Source organism: Methanobrevibacter sp. TMH8, assembly GCF_020148105.1.
Lineage (GTDB): Archaea > Methanobacteriota > Methanobacteria > Methanobacteriales > Methanobacteriaceae > Methanobinarius.
Genome location: NZ_JAHLZE010000010.1, coordinates 14,565 through 34,597 on the forward strand (window position 1 = coordinate 14,565; position 20,033 = coordinate 34,597).

A 20,033-nucleotide genomic window follows, 5' to 3' on the forward strand; every position below is an offset into this window, starting at 1 on the left:
TAGAGATAATAAAATAATAAATCTCATTTCTCTAGTTCACGATAGAGAGTTGGTAAAAAGGCACCTATATCTGTTACTACACTTAAAACTTGTGCACTTCCCCTATCAGCTAACTTTGTAACTGTAGCTGGGTTAATATCAACACAAATACTTTTTACTCTTGATGGCAATATGTTTCCAGTAGCTATTGAATGTAACATTGTAGCTATCATTATAACCATGTCAACATCCCTTGCATATTCCCTCATTATTTCTTGAGCTTCAATAACATCAGTTATAACATCAGGAAGTGGACCATCATCACGAATAGATCCAGCTAAAACAAATGGAACATCATTTTTAATACATTCATACATTATTCCTTTCTTTAAAGTCCCATCTTTAACAGCATCTTTTATAGAACCAGAGCCATTAATTTCATTTATAGCCCTCATATGATGAGTATGTCCCCTGCTTACAACTTCACCAGTTTTTACGCAAACCCCAAGAGAAGTTCCATATAGAGCATTTTCAATATCATGAGTAGCTAAAGCATTACCTGCAAAAATCACATCGATATATCCCTCTTTAATCATTTGAGCCATTAAATCAGCTGATCCAGTATGAACAATAGCAGGGCCTCCTACAATAGCTATTTTTCCACCTCTAGATTTGATTTCCTTAATTTCAGAGGCAATATTTTCAATAATACTCATTAATGGTTTTTCTGAAGAAACTTCACTATTCATAAATTCAAAAACACCTTGTTTACCTCTCGGACGTTCTGGAGGAGTGACACGTATTCCTTCACGGCCAACAACAATCAACTCTCCCTTTTTTATCTGCCCAATAGGTTTACAATGAGCCCGAGTATTATTACTTCCATCATCAATAACAATCATACAGTCCATTTCAATGTTTTCAACAAGTAACCAATTCCCCTTGTAAAGAACGTGTGTAATATGGTTGGTAGTTGAGTAAAAGTTTTCTGGAACAACTTTATCTTTTGGAGAAGCTACTAACTCAACTTCTTCTACTGCAGATATTGTTGCACCAATCTCACTTAATTCATCTAAAATTTGATTTAAAAGAGATGGAGAATCTGCTGAAACAATAATTTTTGCCCTACTTACATCAGATTTTCTTTTTCCAACATTTAAATCAATTATCTTAAAGTCTCCTCCTTTATCCATAATTATGTCAAGGGTTTTAGGAAGAATTAAAGAATCGATAATATGTCCAAACAGTTCTATTTCTCTTTGATTCATAGTTAATCCCCATGTATTAGTTATCCATTAATTTCATTAAATTCATATTAGTTCATTATTACCCAGTTATTGGATGTTGTTTTAATATTTATAGTATTACTTAATATTACTTAATATTATATTACTATATTAAGTCGTTATACTTTATAATATATTTAAATTCTATATCTCAAAATAGCTGCAATTCCACCAAATGCTTTTAATAATTGCATTCCTTCTTCAGTCTCAGTAGAAATAATCTCAATATCAGAATCAACTTCTTCAGCCATTTTAACAAAATCATCCACAAGATCTTTTGCATCAGAAACTTTCATCTTATCTCCACATTTATCACATATAATTTCATCATTATCATGCGGATCTTTATAAGTAACCTGAACTTGATGTGAGCAATTCAAACATCTCATAGTCTTTCTTGTTTGAGTGAGATCCTCTGAAATAAGAAGAGTGTCTACTGCACCCATTTGGAGATCACGCCTAACTTCTTCTTCACCATAAGCAGCTAATCCCCGTTCATCAATTAACTCTTTAAGAAATTTCTGAACAAGTTGTTTCTCTTGCATTACATCTATTTCCTCTAAGATGTCCATAGATTTATCAATAACTTCCCTTATTCCAAATTCGCCAGTATAAGAAGTATCAACAGTAGTTATTACCTTATTTTTAAGTTCATATTGGAGATAATCTCCTTTAAGGAATTCTTCTTTAGTATGACCCGGTCCTCCTAAGATTATTCCTTTAAGGTCTTCAATAGGTAAAAATGCATCGTTCATATGTTCCCCAATACGTTTTTTAAACTCGTGAGCAGCTAAATCAATTAATCTATCAAATCTTCTCTGTGATTGCCCACCTGCTTTGTGTTTTCCTGGAACACCACTAGTTAAATGTTTTAATATATCAACTCTTTTTCCTTTAAGAGTAGCTATGGTAGCTTCTTTTCTATCAATTACAGCTAGCCCATAAACTTCTTTAACATCCATCATATGTTGTAATGGTTCCAAAAAGAACTCTGAATTACAATGATATGTATAAGTTTGAATCGGCTCAGGTGGCTCAAAAACAAAAGTTTCCATTTTTTCTGTTCCAGGTCCACCTTTTGGAATCATCCCTACAAAGAGAACAAGTCCTTTTTCAGGAGGTTTTGGAAACAGCCTAAGTCTTTGAACAATAACTTCAATAGCAGATTGGACATTTTTCTTTGTTTGTTTACTTTTAATGTTAGCACTTTGACTTAATTCTTCACGCATGTGCTTGGTAACATCACTTATTTGTCGATCAGGTGGTACATACACTGATACTAACTCAGTTCCTCTTCCTTTCTTTTCTGATAATTCTTTAAGAGTCCTTTTAAACTCATATAATTCTTTTGAAGATACTTCTGACAATATATTCACTCCATAATAACAAAAATATGATAAAAATTGATAAGATTATAATAAAATTATATTATAATAAATATTATTAAATATATGATGAATTTATACATTTATAGATTTGTAAAAACTACAATATATAATTATAGATATATTATGAATATATATTATTAGTATAATTTTATATTTAATTAATATAATAAATATAATGAAAGTATTAAGATTGAATAATAATAAAAATATAGATATTAAATCTAATAAAAATAATAATAAAAATAATTTAAGCACTTAAACTCAAAAATAATACAGAATAAAACTTAAAAAGAGTATATCAATAAACGGCTTTTAATATTAATAAATAAAGTGATAAATAAAGTAAAAATAAAGTAAAAATAGAGTTGACTAATTTTAATAAAGAATTAACCTAATCTATTAACTTTTATTAAAGATTCTACAGGAACACCATCTATTTCAGATATTCCAACTTTATCAATTAAAACAACTACAGCTATAGGTTCTGCTCCTTGATCTTTAAGAGCATTAACTACTTCTTTTACAGTATTTCCACTAGTTATTACATCATCGACGATTACAACTTTTTTATCTTTAACTTGAGCGAAATTCTGACTTATAGCTCCTTTTTGATCTTTATCATCCTCTTTCATATGTTTAACAGGATGGAAAACTGACAAAGCTGTTTCAAAGCCTTCTTCCACTTCTAAAAAGTCTGCCATCATTGTTGCAAAAGGTATTCCACTAACAGCTATACCCACTATAACATCAGCTTCACCATGAGCTAAAGTCATATCACTTAATGCAGCAGAAACATATCTAAGTCTTGAAGAACTTCCACCTAAACTATTCCAATTAATAGCAAAATCTACAGGAGCATCAGCAGTTTTTTGTTTCTCATCCAGTTTTTGCATATTTAACCATCTAGCAGTATCCATTGAAACGTTAAGTTCATCAGCTATTTCACCAATAGTAAAACCACGACTTCTAAGTTCATGTGCTTTTTTTATGAGATCTTGTTTCATTTTTACACCTTAAATGATATATTTTATCTTATATTTTATTGAATTCGTATTTATCATATTTATAACAAAATAATATCTAAACAATATTTAAATAATACTTATATAATATATAACTAGATAATTATCTCAAATAAATTTATAATTATTTTATTTTATTATTTTATTTCATTTAATTTAATGGGAATACGTTCTTTTGAAGATTTATTAGCTGCTAAAACCATTTTAAGAGCATTAAGGCCATCTTCACCAGTAATTTCCATTTCTTCATCATTGATAATAGAATTTAAAAAAGAAGCTATTTCATATTTTAAAGGTTCTTCATGTTGAATATCCACTTTTTGTGCAAATTTTCCAGCTACATCAATACTTTGATCGATATAATCAATAGATATTATCCCATCAGTTCCAGTAATTTCTAATGCACGTCTCTTATAAGGAGTTAGCCAGTTAACTTCTAAAATACCTGTAATTCCATTTTCAAACTTAGTCATGATCTCTGCATGATCTTCATATTCACATTTCTCAAGAATACTTCCCATAGTTGCATATACTTGAGTTACATCATCATCAAACAAATAATACATTACATCAAGATCATGTATAGCTAAATCGATAGCTACCCCAACATCTTTGATCCTTGGAGGAAACGGACCAACTCTTTTTGCAGAAGCAGAAACAACATCCCCAATAACATCCATCTCAATAAGTTCTTTTGCCTTTTGAACTGCAGGGTTAAATCTTTCAACATGCCCAGTACTTAATTTAACTCCTTTTTCTTTAGCAGCTTGAATCATTCCTTCAGCTTCTTCTAATGTAAATGCTATTGGTTTTTCTACTAAAACATCTTTTCCTTTTTCTATTGCTTCCATTACTACATTGTAGTGATGAGTAGTTGGAACACAAACACTCACAGCCTCAATTTCAGGATTATTTAATAATTCCCTATAATCAGTATATCCTTTAGTATCATACTTTTTACATACTTTAGCCAGTGTTCTCTCACTTACATCTGAAACTCCAACTAAATTTGCATTATCTAATCTATAATATACACGAGCATGGTTATATCCCATAGCCCCAACACCAATAACTCCTACATTGACTGTTTTCACAAATAATCCTCCATATTGTAAATACTCAATTCAATACTCTCTAATAATTATTTTTATTTAAGATTATTTTTATTAAATTTATTATTTTTATAAAATCAACTATATTTAATTCATATAATGATACAATTTATATTAATATAACTTATAACTAAAGACATATTTAAATTTAATCTTGAATTGCATTGATTTATAATAAATTTATTAATATTTATTAATTATATAATTATATTATTAATAAAATTTATTTAATTTATTTAATATTAATTTATAATATTTATTTTATCTTTTAAATTAATTTAGATTAATTAATCCAATTAATTAATAGAATTAATTAGAATTAATTAGATTAAACCAACTTTAATTAAATTTAATTAAAATAAGAATTTTTTAAATGAATATAATCCCAACCAACTAAAGCTAGATATATTCCTTCATTTCTTTTGCAAGTTCTTTACCTAAATTTTCAGCTTCAGATACAGAACCTTTTATTCTATTTTTATAGAGAATATCTCCAGTTTGAGTCAACAGAATAGAATAAAGTTCTAATTCATCATTTTTTACTCTAGCTATTGAACCCAATGGCCATTGACACCCAATCCCTAACTCTTCAAGAACTGTTTTTTCTGCTAAAACCTCACTTTCTGATTCAAAATGATTGAGTTTTCTAAGAGTTTCTTTAACATCCGAATCTTTTCTAGATATAATAGCTAAAGCTCCTTGACCAGCGGGAGGTGTGAAATATTCCAGAGAAAATCTAGTTTTAATACAATCTTTTAGACCCAATCTATTTAGCCCTGCTTCAGCCATAATTGTTCCGTCAACTTCACCATTTAGGACTTTTTCAACACGAGTTCCGATATTTCCTCTAATTGGTTTTAACACTAAATTTTTTTCATACATGTTACAAAAAGCTTCTCTCCTTAAGCTACTAGTTCCTAAACTAGCACCTTTAGGTAATTCTTCCCAGGAATAATTAGAAACTAAAACTTCATTGGGAGATTCTCTAATAGGAACTGCTACTATTTCAAGGTTGCTGTCTAGTTCAGTTGGAACATCCTTTAAACTATGTACTGCAAAATCAACTTCTTCTTCAAGAACTGCCCTATCAAGTTCCTTAGTGAAAAGTCCTTTAGAATCCATATTATATAGTTGGGAAGTGGTTATTTTATCTCCAGTTGTTTTAATAATTTCAGTTTCAACTTCTTCATTTGTTAAATCAAATATACATTTTCGAATGTAATTAGTTTGAGTTAATGCTAGTTCACTTCCTCTAGTTCCAACAATCAATAAATCATCTCCAATTCTTATAAGAATTGTTTTAAAAATAAAAATTATTATAAAAATAAACACTAAAAATTTATTCATTATAAGTATGTTTCTTTAATTTATAAACTTTTTTATTTAAAAAATAAAATAAAAATAATAAATAAAAAATAAAGTTAAATAAATACTAAATAATAGAAAATAAAAAGTTTAATTAAATCTAAATAAAAATTAAACAAAAATTAAAACTATCTTTTATCAATTTGAGAATAATTAGATCGATAAATAAATAAAACATTCTTTTTATTTGAAATAGCTAAATTTTGAGCTTCTATAGGATCTTCAATAAATTTAACTGTATATTTCATTTTTTTTCCAATTTCTTTACCTAAATCATCAGTTAAGATTAAATTAAACTTATTATTTAACTGGATATCTTTTTCATTTTTGTTTAATTCATCATCTGAAATATCAGAAAGATTATATAAAATATCATCAAAAAGATTAGCTACTTTATTTTCATTAATTTCTTCACAAGTAACCCCATATTTTCCTCCAAAAATGACAACATAATCGTTTATATTATTTATCATACTAATAGATTTCTCAATAGCTTTTGTATTAATTCCAGGATTAATTTCTTCAATAATAATTTGTTTTTCTTTGGTTTTAAGAGAGGTTCTTCCTTTTATTCCATTAAAATTAGCTAAACCATTGATAATAATATTTTTATCAATATTACAAGATAATGCAGTAGATACAGTAGCTAGAACATTTAAAACATGATGTTCTCCAGGAGCAAATGTGTCAACTATCAAATCTCCACCAATTATCTCTCCAGAGTTTGTTTTGATATTATTGTAGATTATTTTAATATTAGTACTCTTTAAATCAAATTCAACTTTTTCAGCAAATAAATTAGCATTTTTATCATTAAAACTAAATGTATTTATCTTATAATTATTATGATTATAATCAGTATTGATTTTTTCAGAATAATACCGTTCTAAAGTTTCTTTTTCAATAATTACTATATCACAATTAAAGACTTGTTCTTTAGCATTTTTTGCATTAGAACTATTTTTAGCAATAGAATAATTTTCTACAACATTGGTCAAAACACCAACATCACCTAGACCAGTAACCCCTAGAGAACTCTCAAATATGCAAGCACCATAACATAAATCAGAATTTAAATCATTAACTCCCTTTGATTCAATTGAATAATGTGGTTTATCTAATTTACCAAATTCATCAATTTTTATACAATCAGGATCAGCTATTTTTTTGGCTAATTTAACAGTTTCTAATATACTAGCTGGAGTTATACTAATATTCTTTTTTAATATAATTTTTTTACCATTTTTATATAAATTAGCACCAAGGCTACTTAAAACGAGAGGATTTTTATGAATTAATATCTCTTTAAGCATAGATACGACACTAGTTTTACCTTTTACACCAGTAACTTCAATAATTGGAATTTTTTGATTTAATGTATTTTTCCACTTATCTAAGATTAAATTAACACCTTGATGATGAGTAAGCTCTCCTATAATAATATTATCTTTATTATCTATATTATCCCCCTTGTTAGTATTATTATAATTTTTATTAATATTATTATCTAAATCAAAAATATTAAAATAAGAGTGTATAGGATTTATAACTAAGAGTTCAACATCTTTATCTTTTAGATCCAAATAATTTAATACATTTTTCTCATTATTCCAAATAATTATATTATAAGAATCTAATTTATTCCTTTCATTTTCATTTAAAGTATTATATATATCATAAGCATAGATATTTTCAAATTGACCTAACTTTTCAAGTTCAACAGCTATTTTAACTCCACCATGAGTTAAATCAACAACTAAAACGTCCATAATACACCTATCTTATGAAAAATTAGAATTATAATTAGAATTATAGCTAGAATCATGCTGAGATTTAGACCCACTTTCAGTTAATTTTTCTTTAATCCTCTGATAAAAATATCTATCAGTTGTTCTAACGAAATAGACATCATTTTCAGATTTTACAAAATTAATCTCCTCAGAATCATCAATTTCTTCACTTACCTGACCATCCATAACTAATACAGCTTTTTTACCTTTTTTAAGTAGTTTAACTTTAATTTCACTCCTATCTGAAACCACAAAAGGCCTAAGACCTAATTTATATGGGCAAATTGGAATAATAATAAAAGCTCCAACTTTTGGATCCACAATAGGCCCTCCAGCTGACATAGCATAAGCTGTAGAACCACTAGGAGTAGAAAGAATCAATCCATCAGCTCGAAATTCTTCTACAACTTCTCCATCTACACTAACTTCAAAATTTAACATTTTGGCAGGCTTTTCAGTCATGATAACCACTTCATTTAAAGCTGTAAAAAGTTCTTTACCATGAGTTACTTTAAGTTGAGTCCTTTTTTCTTTATAATATTCTCCTTTTAAAATAGAATCAATATTTTTAAAAGCTTGTTTGACATCCAACTCAGTTAAAAATCCAACAGTTCCTAAATTAATTCCTAAAAGAGGAATTTCATTATTACTTAAATTAGCTTGTCCTCTAAGAAGAGTTCCATCTCCCCCAAGTGTGATTAAAACATCAGTGCTGAATTCAGAAAGGTTCTTTGCATATTTGTTATAATCCTCTACAAAACTAAAATCTTTTGACTCAATAAATTCTTTTAATTCATTAGCAAGATGTTTATCTCTTTTTAAAATATCATCAATAATATCCTCAATGTTTTTAATATTTCCAATACTTTCGCCAATTTCATCAGCCTCAGCATCTGCATTACTTCCACTAATTCCACTAATTCTAGTATTTACACTATTTCCAGTACTCGCACCACTTCCAGTACTTCCAGTACTTTTTGTAATTGCAGTGTTTTTTCTACTTACAATATCTTTCATCTCATTGAGTTTAGTAGCTAAAGAATATTCAATAGAAATCTCAATTTTTTCTTTTTCTAATATTTGAATTAATTTAGCTCCGAATAAAATGGCTTCATCTTTATCTAATCTACTAACAATTCCCACTTTCTCAATGTTATTGGATTTATTCTTGTTAATTGTATTAATAATCTTTTTATGAAGTTCTTCATTACCTGCTCCAACTACAATAGTTTTTTCATGAATTCCAAGATTATTTTTTAATTTATTCCCATTTTCATCACTAACAAAAGCTCCAGATTCTTCAGCTATTAACTTTGAAGCAGCTATATCAATTATCCTACTTCCTCTCATATCAACAAATGCATCATATTTAGCATTAGCTACATAAGCTAATTCTAGAACAACAGAACCCAATATTCGCATTCTTCGAACTTTTTTAATAAGATCATAAACATCATAACTATTATTTCTTATAAATCCTCCAATAGACAAATTACTTAAATTAGTTTCCTTACTTGGAATCATTGTTTTTCCATTAAGCCAAGCCCCTTTTCCTTTAACAGCTTCATAATAATTTCCATTAGCAAAATTTTTAACAAAAGCTAATTCAATATCATCAAGAGTAACAATACCATTATTAATTTCACAAATAGCTATAGATATACCATAAGCCCCAATATTTTTAATAGCATTACTGGTTCCATCAAGAGGATCAACTAGGAATATAAACTTTAGATCATCTATATCTGATACTTCTGAAGAGATTTTTCTTTTTTTATAAATCTTTTTTAATTCATCAGAAATATTAACATATTCTACAGATCCTTTCCCTATTTTTAATTCCCCAATTTCTTCACTAATCAAAAGAGAAACGAAATCTGTATCAACCAATATATCAATAACCTCATTTTCAGCTATTAAATCTATATATGCAGTAGGAGTTCCATCAGCACCAAGTTTAACCAATTCCCCAGATTCAGGATTTCCAACATGCCCTCTAATTTTCAATTCAACATTCTCAATAATTTTTCTGGAAATATCCTTACATAGTTCAATATCTTCTGGTTTCATTTTTAACCCCTATCAGATTATATGATATTATAAATGAATATAAATGAATTTTATTCAATTATTATTCTATTAATCATTATTCTATTATTTTATCATTTAAATACACTAAAGATGCTACTACAGTACCTATATCCTCAACTGTGTGATTAACTTCTTCAATGATAAGTTCATTAATATCCTCATTTCTTTTTTCCATCATATATTTAACCATTTCTTCTGCATTTTTTTTCACTTCTTCTGGAGATTTATTTATATCAGAGCTTTCAACAACACATCCCATATTAGTGCCAATAGCAATTGCAATAGCAGAAGAAATTAAATCTCCTTTGTTTTCTGAAGTAATAGTAGATAAAACACAATTAACCATTGCTCCAGGTCTTAATTTTGGAAGTAATTCCACCTCAGTTCCTTTTTCTAACATACTAGAAACTTTTATTAAATTAACATCCCCTATTCCTGCTTCAAGTAATGCATTATCAAATGAATTGAGTTTAGTTGGTCCTTCTGCCTTTCCTGATACAATAGCTACCTTCATTTTATCACATATAGAATTTAAATTAAATATTATTAGTAAACAATGCTTTATTTTATAAATATCATGAAAATATAAGACATTATAAAATATTATATATATTATAAATAATTAGAATTTTAAATTATATTACAGTTCTTATAATGTTAATGAATAAATATCCATTATATTAATAATATTATATTATTTGATACTATTATACTATATTATTTAAAAAATAAATATTAAATATTTTATGATTATTTTTTATTAAATTTTCAACTTGTTATTTAAAAAATAATGATTAAATACTAATTTAATTAGAAATTTAATCATAAATAGATTGAAAAATAGGAAAAAATAAAGAAAAATATGAAAAGACATACATAGGATAATATCTGAGAAAATAAAAAAATAAAGAAAATAAATTAAAAAATTAAAGAGTAAAAATAATTAATTAAACTTTGAATAATTAAACTTTGAATTTTTTAAGGTTATTAGCATAATTAGACTCTGGAATCTTTTTATCAGAATTTACACTAACAAATTTATAATACTTTGAGTGTGTCTTATATGGATAATATGGGATGGTCAAAGCTATTGAAACACCTGAAGGTAATTTTTTACCATATTGTCCAAATTTCTTAATAGTATAACTTACAAGGCCTTTAGCCCTAGTTTTAGACCCATACCAAAATTTAAGTTTAAATGCAGATGCAGCCAAATTACCATTATTCTTAATTGTGACAATATAATTATTACCCGATCGAGTAACTTTAGTGATCTTAAGATCTGCAGCTAAACCATAAGCCACATCTGATTTAAAAATTAGCTTATTATTAGCATAATTTTTTTCATAAGTAGCTTTATTGTAATTAATCTGAGCATATTTATTATATTTCTTATGAGTACTGTATTTAAAGAAATTAACAACATATGTTTTTGATTTGCCAACACCTAAAGGAGAAACACTGATAATTTTATACTTCTTATTAGAGTACCAAAGTTTAAGCTTTGTAGCACTAGATGCACCATTACCGATATTCTTGATAATAACTTTATATTTATTGCCTGAACGTACAATCTTAGCTATTAAAAGATCAGAGGCGCCTTTAACATTGATACTAAATGACTTACTAATAGATGTATTTGAAACAATCCATCCTGGAACTTGAACATTTGGACCAAAACCAATATAGTTAACGTAAATAATATTATTTCCTAATTTATAGCTACTATACCTAAAAATAGAAACACCATTTACTACAGCAGTTGGAACACTTTTGCCATTAGCATAATGCCATACTAGATTGCCTCCATTGAGTGGTTTACCAAGAGATATGACATAAGCTCTAACTACTATAAACTCTCCTTCATAAACAGAAGATTGAGACTTGCTAAAGCTTAAAGTAGTTTTTATAGCAAAATCAAAAGTTTTTTTATAGTATGTATTCCCTGTAGGATACTTATTTCCATTAAGACCATCACTAATTGTGAGATCATAATAATCATACCAACCAGCATTACCTGGCCAACTTACTTTAAAAACACCATTAGAATCAGTTGTAGTTGATTGACTATAATCAATACGACCCTCAGGGTTACTAGATGTATCACTTCTTGCACGTAAAGCAAAAGCAAATAATCTATTGGCAACAGGATTATTATTAGAATCTTTTACAGTAACTGTAAAGTTAATTTGTTTTCCATGTACAGGCGGATTATGTTCAACCGTAACAGTGAAATTATTACTATTAGGAAGTGAAGACCCATTATCTGCAGAACAAACAAAGCCTATACTACCAAAAAAGATAAATAAAAATATGAGTAATACTAATATTTTTTTCATTAAAAATCACCATAAATTAGTATAAAATCCAAATTAGTTCCATAAAATTATTTTTGAGTAACTCATTTAGAACTCAAATTTATGATGAATAATAATATATATTCCAACATGTATAAAACTATCCAATATGAATGTTCTAGAACAAAAAGAATAATAAATAATAACTTATTAATACTACTATAACTTACAAAAAATGAAAAAGTACAATTAATAGATTTATTAGAATATAATAATAAATAAATGGATTAAATTAATATAATAAAACAATAACAAATATTATAGTACTTTATAAATATAGGATAAATTATATAAAAATTGATAAATAATATTAATCTAATTGATTTTATACTAAACAGATTATGATAATATTAAAATACTGATTATTTATAGAAATAATAATGCAAATAAAAATTAATTAAAATAAAACAATATAGTTATAATTTTTTTATATATAATTTAAGAATAATTTCAATAAAATTTTAAATTAATAAATTTAATAATTTTAATAAGTTTAATAATCTAATGATTTAAAAATTTAATAATTTAAAAACATTAACATATCACTATATTTATATATACTATTAAATTTAAATAAAAAATAATAAAATTATATAAAATTAAATAAAATTAAATAAATATCAATGCATTAAGAATTAAATAATAGTAATGCTTACAATAATTTTAATCTAGATTATTATAATGTGGAGGAAAAGAAATGTCAAAGAAAGTTGTTGAAGTTAAAACTTTAAAAATAGGAAAATATGTAGTATTAGATGGAGAAGCTTCTAAAATAACCAGTTTATCAACATCATCTCCTGGAAAACATGGAGCAGCTAAAGCAAGACTTGAAGCTGTAGGTATATTCGATAATCAAAAAAGAAGTATTGTTAAACCTGTAGATACTAAAATTGATATTCCAATTATTGATAAAAGAGTTGGACAAGTATTATCTATAATGGGAACTAATGTTCAATTGATGGATATGGAAAATTACGAAACTCTCGAACTTCCTATGCCTGATGAACTTAAAGATCAAATTGTTGAAGGTGCAGAAGTAGATTACATTACTGCTCTTGGAAATATGAAAATTATGAGAGTTAAATAGATAAATAAGATTTATTTATCTTTAATTCCTTATTATTTATATATTTATTTTCTATTATTTCTATAACATCAAATTTATCATATTTTAAAATTTTTACATTAAAATTTTTACATTAATTTTAAATTAGTTTTTCAAATTAGTTTTTCAAATTAGTTTTTCAAATTGTTTTTCAAATTGTTTTTTAAATTAGGCTTTTAAATTAAAAATTATATTTTCATATTGGATTTTTTATTTAGAAATATTCATTAAAAATATAATAATATCATTAAAATACATAATCACACTAACTATAAAAGTTATTCCAGTTCCAAATATAGCTAATAACTTAGCTATTTTATTAATAATATTATTTGGAATATCAAAAATAGCTATTTTTAAATCACTAATATCTTTTTCAGTATCTGCTACTCTTTTTTCAATATTATTATTTCTACCTTCAGAATCAGATAATAATATTTTCAAAGCTCTTTTTTGATCCTTTTCAATATCATCTATCTCTTCAATAACTTGATCAATCTTAGCTTGTCTAATACCATTATAATATTCTTTATTTTTACAATAATCATCAATTTCATTAACTTTCTCTTTTATTTCGTTAATCTGAGCTTGTAAAATTGTTGAAGGGATTTTTTGTTGATTTTTCAGGCATTCATTGTATTTCATCCTTATCATCACCACTTTCAGCTTCTGAAGATTTATAATTCTGATTACTGCCAAGATATGTTGGACTGATGCTAAAAATAAGTTTTAATAAATTTTTAATAACTTCTTTTTTATCCATGCTCATAATATTCTTACCTAATAATTCAGAATTTAAAACTCTAAATTCAATTAAAACAAATATAATAATTATTAAACCTATCATAATAGCTAACTGAATATACCATTCAGCAGGTATAAAATCTACAATCCTATCCAAATAAGGTGTTAATATCATAGCTAATATTGATAGAAATAGGCCTACTCTTTGCTTGTTTTTAAAACTTTTAATTTGCATTTAAACTGCCTCGTAATATAATAAATAATTTATAAAAATAATAAAAAGTATTAATAAGAAAAAGTATTAGTAAATACAAAACATTTTCTTTTCATTTATAAAAGAACATTTTAAACAATATTATTTTTCATATATCTAAATAAAAAATAACAAAATAATTTAATGGTTTAAGATTATGAAAAATACTTTCTTAAATGAATAGTTCCTTTAAAGTTTCTTATATATTAAAATAAAAAAATGTAGAGTATTAAAAATATTAACACTCTATAAAAAAACATTTTTATTGTCTGAATACTTCAAGACCAGGCCTTAATAAATATCTTTTCTGTATTCCAACAGCCATAGCATAATCATAAATCAACCTTTTTTTAGCTTTAATATGATCTTCTTCACAATAATATCCAATCCATACTTTTGCACGATTTATAAGATAGTTTTTAACATCCTCATTTTTTAAAACATTAAAACCTTTCATTGATCCTACAAGTTCAGTTAATTTTGCCGACATGCCAGTTTCAGGTTCATTATAAGCATCAATAACTGCTTGATAATCTTCACAACCAGCATAGGTATTACAAAAAACACCACTAGTTAAAGGCCTCTCATAAGCACCATGAAGTTCTCCACTAGTGTACTTATTACAATACTTATTTCGATTATCTCCTCCTAAACTTGCCATATGTACAGGACAAGCCATATCTTGTACATAATGGAAACCATAAGCTAAATCATAGGCAGCTCTCCTAGGATCTGTATTAAGAAGTTCAGCAGCACGATTAGTGTGAAGATCGGCTTTAGTTTCACAATAGTTTATATCAGTATGTTTACGTGGCTCACCAGCTTCTATTAGTGGTCCATCAACTTCATCAGGATTTTTACGAGATAAATCAATATCTGCACTATCAAAAATTATTTCTTTATAAGGTGCTAATTTAGTCTTTGCATTAGCTCCTAACATATTATATAATGATTTATTCAATAACTGATGGCCTGAACCATCAGGATCATCCATAGTAGAAGGTATTCCAGATTTTCCCACATGCCAACAAAACATCAATAGTACCCTTAGTACTAATCTTGCTTTTTTAATTTTATCTATTTTTTTCATTTATTTCAACTCCATTTATTTTTATGTTTCATACTACCTACTGAAAAATATGAAATTTGAAAAATTATAAATTTCAATATCATACTTTTCAACCTAACCTATTTACAATATTGATTAAAATACTATATAAATATAACGGTTATATGAGCTTATTTTTAGCTATAAATGAATTTTAGAAATTAAAAATGGAAATAAAAAATTAAAATGATTTTTAAGAATGAAATATGAATATTTAATTTAGAAATATAAAATAGAAATGATTTTTAGAAAGTAAATTTATAAATAATTAGCTATTAAAAATGAGAAGTAATATTTAAGTAATATCTAATTTCATATGTAAAAAAAAATATGAAATAAGAATCCATGATTCTAAAATTAATAGAAAAATAAATAACAAAAAATTGAAAATAAAGGAAAAATAAGTTCTAAACAGCCAAAAATAGCTAAAAAAATATTATAATTTCATACAAAATAAAGATAAAGAATTTGAATCTGATTTTGATAAAATAATTAAAGGAAAAAGAATTGAAGAAGGAGAGAATATTAAAAGTCCAAATGTTTTTTTAATAATTTTCTCACTTATTCAATGTTTTAATAACATTACTAAACTGTTTATTAGTAATTTTATCAGTGCCTTCTATTTCTGCTTTATTGCCTAAAGTTCTTAAAATAGTCAAGCCTAATCTAAGATTATTTGTTTGAGTCACAATATCACAAACTCTTTCAATAATCTCATGATTTATAACACCATCAGCAAAACCTTCACAGCACCTATCTTTTAATATACCATATGTTTCAGTAGAATTGTAAGGAGGAAAGATTATTTCTTCAGGAATGAAAGTCGTTTTAACATCTGCATCAAACTTATATCTAAATTCTAGGCTAGTTAAAATAGGAAATACACCAATTCTAACCTCATGTACTTCATAAGCCCTTACAAGTTCATAAAACATTTGTTGACATTTTGCATCTTTTAAAAGATAATTGACATCATCAAAAGCTATCAATAATATCTTACCTTTATTTTTCAATTCTTTCATAATCTTATCAAATAATATAAGGGAACTACTACCTCGTGATGGAGCTTTTTTGTTAAAAATAGCTTCATGAATCATAGAATAAATTTTGAATCTATTGCTATAAACTTTACAATTAATATAAACTGGAATAACATTAGTATTTTCCATTTTAGCTATTTCAAAAACTCGTTTAATAGCTGTTGTTTTACCTGTTGCGAAGTCACCTAAAAGTACCGTGTGAATAGGACTATAACCTTTTAAAGCAGGTCTTATATTATTAGCTATTACATATAGTTGATTTTCTCTATATAGAAAGTTTTTAGGATGAACATGAATATCAAAAACATCCTGATCTTTAAAAATATGTGTTTCTTTGTTAAAAATTTGACTAATCTTATCATCTGAAAGCATAAAAGTATCACCCCTAAAAAATATTGAGTAGGTGATAAAAATTTATATAAAAATATATATTAATAAAATTTCCAAGAGCAATAGAAAAGTAATAATTAATATAAAAATATTGAAAAATATAAAATAATGAAAAATATAAAAAGTAAAAAAGATAAAATAGTGAAAAAAATGAAAAATTTTAATCCCATTCTTTTAATTTTTCTATTATGTGTTTAAGTGAATCCAATTATTTTATATATGTCTTCTAACACAATATTATATATCTATTTCCTACTTTTAGATATGTTTTTTTCTTAATATCTAAAAATCTTTTTTAAATTTGGGTTATTGATATTATTATGATTAAAATTATATATTAAAATTATATAATTCATATGAAAAAAGTGCGTGAAACTGTGATATTTAATACATATAAACCTTGGAAATTTGCTTTTTCACAAGAAACAGATGATTTAGAAGAAGCAAAAGAAAATAGTTGGGGAATAATTGGAGTACCATTTGATAGTACAAGTTCTTATGGACCAGGTTCTAGATTTGGACCAACGACGGTAAGAGAAGCGTCCTATAGTTTTGAAAAATATAATATAACCTTTAACAGAGATATTGATACTAATTTTTATGATTTTGGAAATACAAATGTTATATATGGAAATTGCAAAGAAACCTTATCTATTCTTGAAGAAACAATATTAGAGTTAGTAGCTAAAAACATCAAACCAATAGTTATTGGAGGGGAACATAGTATAAGTTTAGCTCCGATTAAAGCATTAACTAACAAGAATATTGGCAAATATAATATTGAAGATATAACTATAATCCATTTTGATGCACATATGGACATTATAAATGAGTATCAAGGTGAAAAATGTTCTCATGCTACTGTAATGAAAAGAATCCATGATTTAAATCCAAAAGAAATAATTGAAATTGGAATTCGCTCAGCTAGTAAAGAAGAAAAAGAATTTGTTGATTCTCAAAATAACATTTCTATTTTTACTTCAAAAAACATGATTGGAACAGATGAAGAATTCCAAGATAAAAAACTTCAAAATATAAAAGAAAAATTAAATTCTATAAATAATGATGATCCAGTTTATATTAGCATTGATATAGATGTTTTGGATCCTCTTTATGTTCCAGAAGTGGGAAACCCCATTCCAAATGGACTTTCACCAGGAGATATTGAATTATTTTTAGAAATTTTAGCTAAAAAAAATATAATTGGTTTTGATTTAGTAGAAGTAGCTACCAATAGACTTGGAGATCCTACTGCAGTAACAGCATCTAAAATAATCTATGACTTTTTATCTTTAGTTGATTAATTTAATTTAAAAAATAAATCAAAAACTAAAATTGAAATAAAAATAAACCAAAATTTGAAAATAAAATATAAATTTAAAAATAAAATATAAATTTGAAAATAAAATGTGAATTTAAATATAAATTTAAATATTATATTAAAAATAAATAATAAGGATAGAATATATTAAAATTTATATTATTAATACTACATTAGTTATGCATTTTATAAAATTAGGTGAACTTATGCGAATAGTAGCTGCTATTGGTGGATCAATTATAATAAAAGATTATGATTATAAGAAATTTCAGGAATATGCTGAAGTTTTAAAAAAATTAGCTGAAGAACACGAAATATTTGTAGTTGTTGGTGGTGGAAAGCCTGCAAGAGAATATATCCAAGTAGTTCGAGATCTTGATTGTGGTGAAGCTAAATGTGATGACATTGGTATTGAAGTTACTAGAATAAATGCTAAATTATTACTTTTAGCTCTTGGTAATTCATCTTACCAAAAAGTTCCACATAATTTCCAAGAAGCTCTTGAATATTCAGCTAGTGGAAAAATTATTGTTATGGGTGGAACTGAACCTGCCCACAGTACTGATGCTGTAAGTGCTATTTTAGCCGAATATGTCCAAGCTGATATGTTAATTAACCTTACTTCTGTTGATGGGATGTATACAAAAGATCCTAATAAATACTCTGATGCAGAACTAATTGAAGAAATTACAGCTACTGAAATGTTAAAATTCATTAATGGAAATGATGTTAAAGCTGGAACATATGAATTCTTTGATATGACAGCTATCCAAATGATTAAACGTTCTTCCCTTGAAACCATAATAGCTAATGGAGAAGATCCCCAAAATTTAGTTAAAGCTATTAAAAAAGAAAAAATAGGAACTAGAATTATTTCTGAATAAAAAACTTAACTTTTATAAATATATAATTGAGATTTAAATATGAAAAATTGAATCATTTTAATAAGACTTAACTAATTTAATTATAATTCAATTTTAATATAAATAATTTAATCATATAAACAATAAAGAGTTAAAATTATTAATTAATTTAATTATAATTTAATAAAAAATAATAAAGGTGAAATTATGACTGATATGCACAAACATTGCCCCGTATGTAACACTCCCATCCCATTAAACGAAACTACTTGCTCTGAAAAATGTCAAGGAGTTTTAACAAAGAGACAAGCGAGTATGAGAAAAAATAGGATGATTTTATTCGTATTAATGATTGTTTTTATAATCATCTTCATGTATATGATGTTTTTCAGAAATTAGGTTTTAGAATGTTATTATCTTCAACAAATACTCTTGAAAATAAAAAAATAACAAAATACCATGGATTAGTTACAGGAGAATCTTTAATAGGTTCTAATGTATATAAAGATTTATTTTCAGGAGTTCGAGATGTTGTAGGTGGAAGAACTTCTGCTTATGAAAAAGAATTAGATAAAGCAAGAGAAATAGCATTAAATATTATGGAAGAAAAAGCTAATGACCTCAAATCAAATGCTATTATTGGTTTGAAAATGTCTTATAATAACCTTGGTGGAACCATGGGAAATACTATCCTTGTAACTGCCTATGGAACAGCTATTTCTTATGAAGACTGAATATGTTATTGAATATATTATTTAATCATATTACTAAATTAGATATTATATATCTATTTATTATATATCCATTAAATTCTATTAG

General features: G+C 25.9%; 18 protein-coding genes. 5 read left to right on the forward strand and 13 right to left on the reverse strand.

Going from position 1 to position 20,033, the window contains the following annotated elements:
- Positions 1-23 precede the first annotated feature (23 nt).
- The 9 genes from KQY27_RS02005 to KQY27_RS02045 all read right to left on the reverse strand — a co-directional run bounded on the left by KQY27_RS02005 (position 24) and on the right by KQY27_RS02045 (position 12,372).
- Positions 24-1,247 (reverse strand): TIGR00300 family protein, encoded by a 1,224-nt coding sequence (locus tag KQY27_RS02005; protein ID WP_224424904.1) that lies wholly within the window; start codon positions 1,245-1,247, stop codon positions 24-26.
- A 155-nt stretch (positions 1,248-1,402) separates the two neighbouring features.
- On the reverse strand, positions 1,403-2,632 hold the full coding sequence (gene prf1, locus KQY27_RS02010; protein WP_224424905.1) for a peptide chain release factor aRF-1: 1,230 nt from the start codon (positions 2,630-2,632) through the stop codon (positions 1,403-1,405).
- A gap of 407 nt (positions 2,633-3,039) precedes the next feature.
- Positions 3,040-3,657, reverse strand: a complete 618-nt coding sequence (locus tag KQY27_RS02015; protein ID WP_224424906.1) for an orotate phosphoribosyltransferase-like protein — start codon at positions 3,655-3,657, stop codon at positions 3,040-3,042.
- 155 nt (positions 3,658-3,812) lie between these two features.
- Positions 3,813-4,769: a Gfo/Idh/MocA family oxidoreductase gene (locus KQY27_RS02020; RefSeq protein WP_224424907.1), complete on the reverse strand. Its 957-nt coding sequence runs from the start codon at positions 4,767-4,769 to the stop codon at positions 3,813-3,815.
- A gap of 417 nt (positions 4,770-5,186) precedes the next feature.
- Positions 5,187-6,056, reverse strand: a complete 870-nt coding sequence (hemC, locus tag KQY27_RS02025) for a hydroxymethylbilane synthase (protein WP_224424908.1) — start codon at positions 6,054-6,056, stop codon at positions 5,187-5,189.
- 224 nt (positions 6,057-6,280) lie between these two features.
- Positions 6,281-7,921 carry a coenzyme F430 synthase gene (cfbE, locus tag KQY27_RS02030; RefSeq protein ID WP_224424909.1) on the reverse strand — a complete coding sequence of 547 codons (1,641 nt, stop codon included), beginning with the start codon at positions 7,919-7,921 and terminating at the stop codon, positions 6,281-6,283.
- A 12-nt stretch (positions 7,922-7,933) separates the two neighbouring features.
- Complete coding sequence (locus KQY27_RS02035) at positions 7,934-10,012, reverse strand: inositol monophosphatase family protein (protein WP_224424910.1); 2,079 nt, start codon at positions 10,010-10,012, stop codon at positions 7,934-7,936.
- Between the two features lie 76 nt (positions 10,013-10,088).
- The gene (locus KQY27_RS02040; RefSeq protein WP_224424911.1) at positions 10,089-10,547 is read right to left on the reverse strand and encodes an arginine decarboxylase, pyruvoyl-dependent; all 459 of its coding nucleotides are present in this window, start codon (positions 10,545-10,547) and stop codon (positions 10,089-10,091) included.
- A gap of 448 nt (positions 10,548-10,995) precedes the next feature.
- A complete protein-coding gene (locus KQY27_RS02045) occupies positions 10,996-12,372 on the reverse strand; it encodes an Ig-like domain-containing protein (RefSeq protein WP_224424912.1) in 1,377 nt (458 codons plus the stop codon).
- A gap of 715 nt (positions 12,373-13,087) precedes the next feature.
- On the opposite strand from KQY27_RS02045, the gene KQY27_RS02050 reads away from it, so the two are divergent.
- Positions 13,088-13,477, forward strand: coding sequence for a translation initiation factor IF-5A (locus KQY27_RS02050; RefSeq protein ID WP_224424913.1), 390 nt, complete (start codon positions 13,088-13,090; stop codon positions 13,475-13,477).
- Positions 13,478-13,705: 228 nt separating this feature from the next.
- Here KQY27_RS02050 and KQY27_RS02055 read toward each other — a convergent pair whose 3' ends face one another.
- From KQY27_RS02055 to KQY27_RS02070, 4 genes are all read right to left on the reverse strand, one after another.
- Positions 13,706-14,149, reverse strand: coding sequence for a hypothetical protein (locus KQY27_RS02055; RefSeq protein WP_224424914.1), 444 nt, complete (start codon positions 14,147-14,149; stop codon positions 13,706-13,708).
- Entirely contained in the window at positions 14,127-14,474 is a 348-nt protein-coding gene (locus KQY27_RS02060; RefSeq protein WP_224424915.1) for a hypothetical protein, read from the reverse strand. Before KQY27_RS02060 ends, KQY27_RS02055 begins: the two co-directional genes overlap by 23 nt.
- Positions 14,475-14,754: 280 nt before the next feature.
- Positions 14,755-15,582, reverse strand: coding sequence for a hypothetical protein (locus tag KQY27_RS02065; RefSeq protein WP_224424916.1), 828 nt, complete (start codon positions 15,580-15,582; stop codon positions 14,755-14,757).
- Between the two features lie 575 nt (positions 15,583-16,157).
- Positions 16,158-17,012 carry an AAA family ATPase gene (locus tag KQY27_RS02070; protein ID WP_224424917.1) on the reverse strand — a complete coding sequence of 285 codons (855 nt, stop codon included), beginning with the start codon at positions 17,010-17,012 and terminating at the stop codon, positions 16,158-16,160.
- Positions 17,013-17,407: 395 nt separating this feature from the next.
- Between KQY27_RS02070 and speB the strand changes: the two genes are divergently transcribed.
- The 4 genes from speB to KQY27_RS02090 all read left to right on the forward strand — a co-directional run bounded on the left by speB (position 17,408) and on the right by KQY27_RS02090 (position 19,948).
- Complete coding sequence (gene speB / locus KQY27_RS02075) at positions 17,408-18,334, forward strand: agmatinase (RefSeq protein ID WP_224424940.1); 927 nt, start codon at positions 17,408-17,410, stop codon at positions 18,332-18,334.
- Between the two features lie 223 nt (positions 18,335-18,557).
- Positions 18,558-19,235 carry a UMP kinase gene (gene pyrH / locus KQY27_RS02080; RefSeq protein WP_224424918.1) on the forward strand — a complete coding sequence of 226 codons (678 nt, stop codon included), beginning with the start codon at positions 18,558-18,560 and terminating at the stop codon, positions 19,233-19,235.
- Positions 19,236-19,421: 186 nt separating this feature from the next.
- Positions 19,422-19,613: a DUF2116 family Zn-ribbon domain-containing protein gene (locus KQY27_RS02085; protein WP_224424919.1), complete on the forward strand. Its 192-nt coding sequence runs from the start codon at positions 19,422-19,424 to the stop codon at positions 19,611-19,613.
- A gap of 8 nt (positions 19,614-19,621) precedes the next feature.
- Positions 19,622-19,948, forward strand: a complete 327-nt coding sequence (locus KQY27_RS02090; protein WP_224424920.1) for a heavy metal-binding domain-containing protein — start codon at positions 19,622-19,624, stop codon at positions 19,946-19,948.
- Positions 19,949-20,033 lie beyond the last annotated feature (85 nt).

Bases quoted from the DNA above. Each gene is read 5' to 3' on its own strand.
- KQY27_RS02090 (WP_224424920.1), top strand. From the start codon at position 19,622: ATGTTATTATCTTCAACAAATACTCTTGAAAATAAAAAAATAACAAAA.
- KQY27_RS02045 (WP_224424912.1), bottom strand. From the start codon at position 12,372: ATGAAAAAAATATTAGTATTACTCATATTTTTATTTATCTTTTTTGGT.
- KQY27_RS02070 (WP_224424917.1), bottom strand. From the start codon at position 17,012: ATGCTTTCAGATGATAAGATTAGTCAAATTTTTAACAAAGAAACACAT.
- KQY27_RS02050 (WP_224424913.1), top strand. From the start codon at position 13,088: ATGTCAAAGAAAGTTGTTGAAGTTAAAACTTTAAAAATAGGAAAATAT.
- pyrH (WP_224424918.1), top strand. From the start codon at position 18,558: ATGCGAATAGTAGCTGCTATTGGTGGATCAATTATAATAAAAGATTAT.
- KQY27_RS02060 (WP_224424915.1), bottom strand. From the start codon at position 14,474: ATGCAAATTAAAAGTTTTAAAAACAAGCAAAGAGTAGGCCTATTTCTA.
- KQY27_RS02015 (WP_224424906.1), bottom strand. From the start codon at position 3,657: ATGAAACAAGATCTCATAAAAAAAGCACATGAACTTAGAAGTCGTGGT.
- cfbE (WP_224424909.1), bottom strand. From the start codon at position 7,921: ATGGACGTTTTAGTTGTTGATTTAACTCATGGTGGAGTTAAAATAGCT.
- KQY27_RS02055 (WP_224424914.1), bottom strand. From the start codon at position 14,149: ATGATAAGGATGAAATACAATGAATGCCTGAAAAATCAACAAAAAATC.
- KQY27_RS02085 (WP_224424919.1), top strand. From the start codon at position 19,422: ATGACTGATATGCACAAACATTGCCCCGTATGTAACACTCCCATCCCA.
- KQY27_RS02065 (WP_224424916.1), bottom strand. From the start codon at position 15,582: ATGAAAAAAATAGATAAAATTAAAAAAGCAAGATTAGTACTAAGGGTA.
- KQY27_RS02005 (WP_224424904.1), bottom strand. From the start codon at position 1,247: ATGAATCAAAGAGAAATAGAACTGTTTGGACATATTATCGATTCTTTA.
- KQY27_RS02035 (WP_224424910.1), bottom strand. From the start codon at position 10,012: ATGAAACCAGAAGATATTGAACTATGTAAGGATATTTCCAGAAAAATT.
- KQY27_RS02040 (WP_224424911.1), bottom strand. From the start codon at position 10,547: ATGAAGGTAGCTATTGTATCAGGAAAGGCAGAAGGACCAACTAAACTC.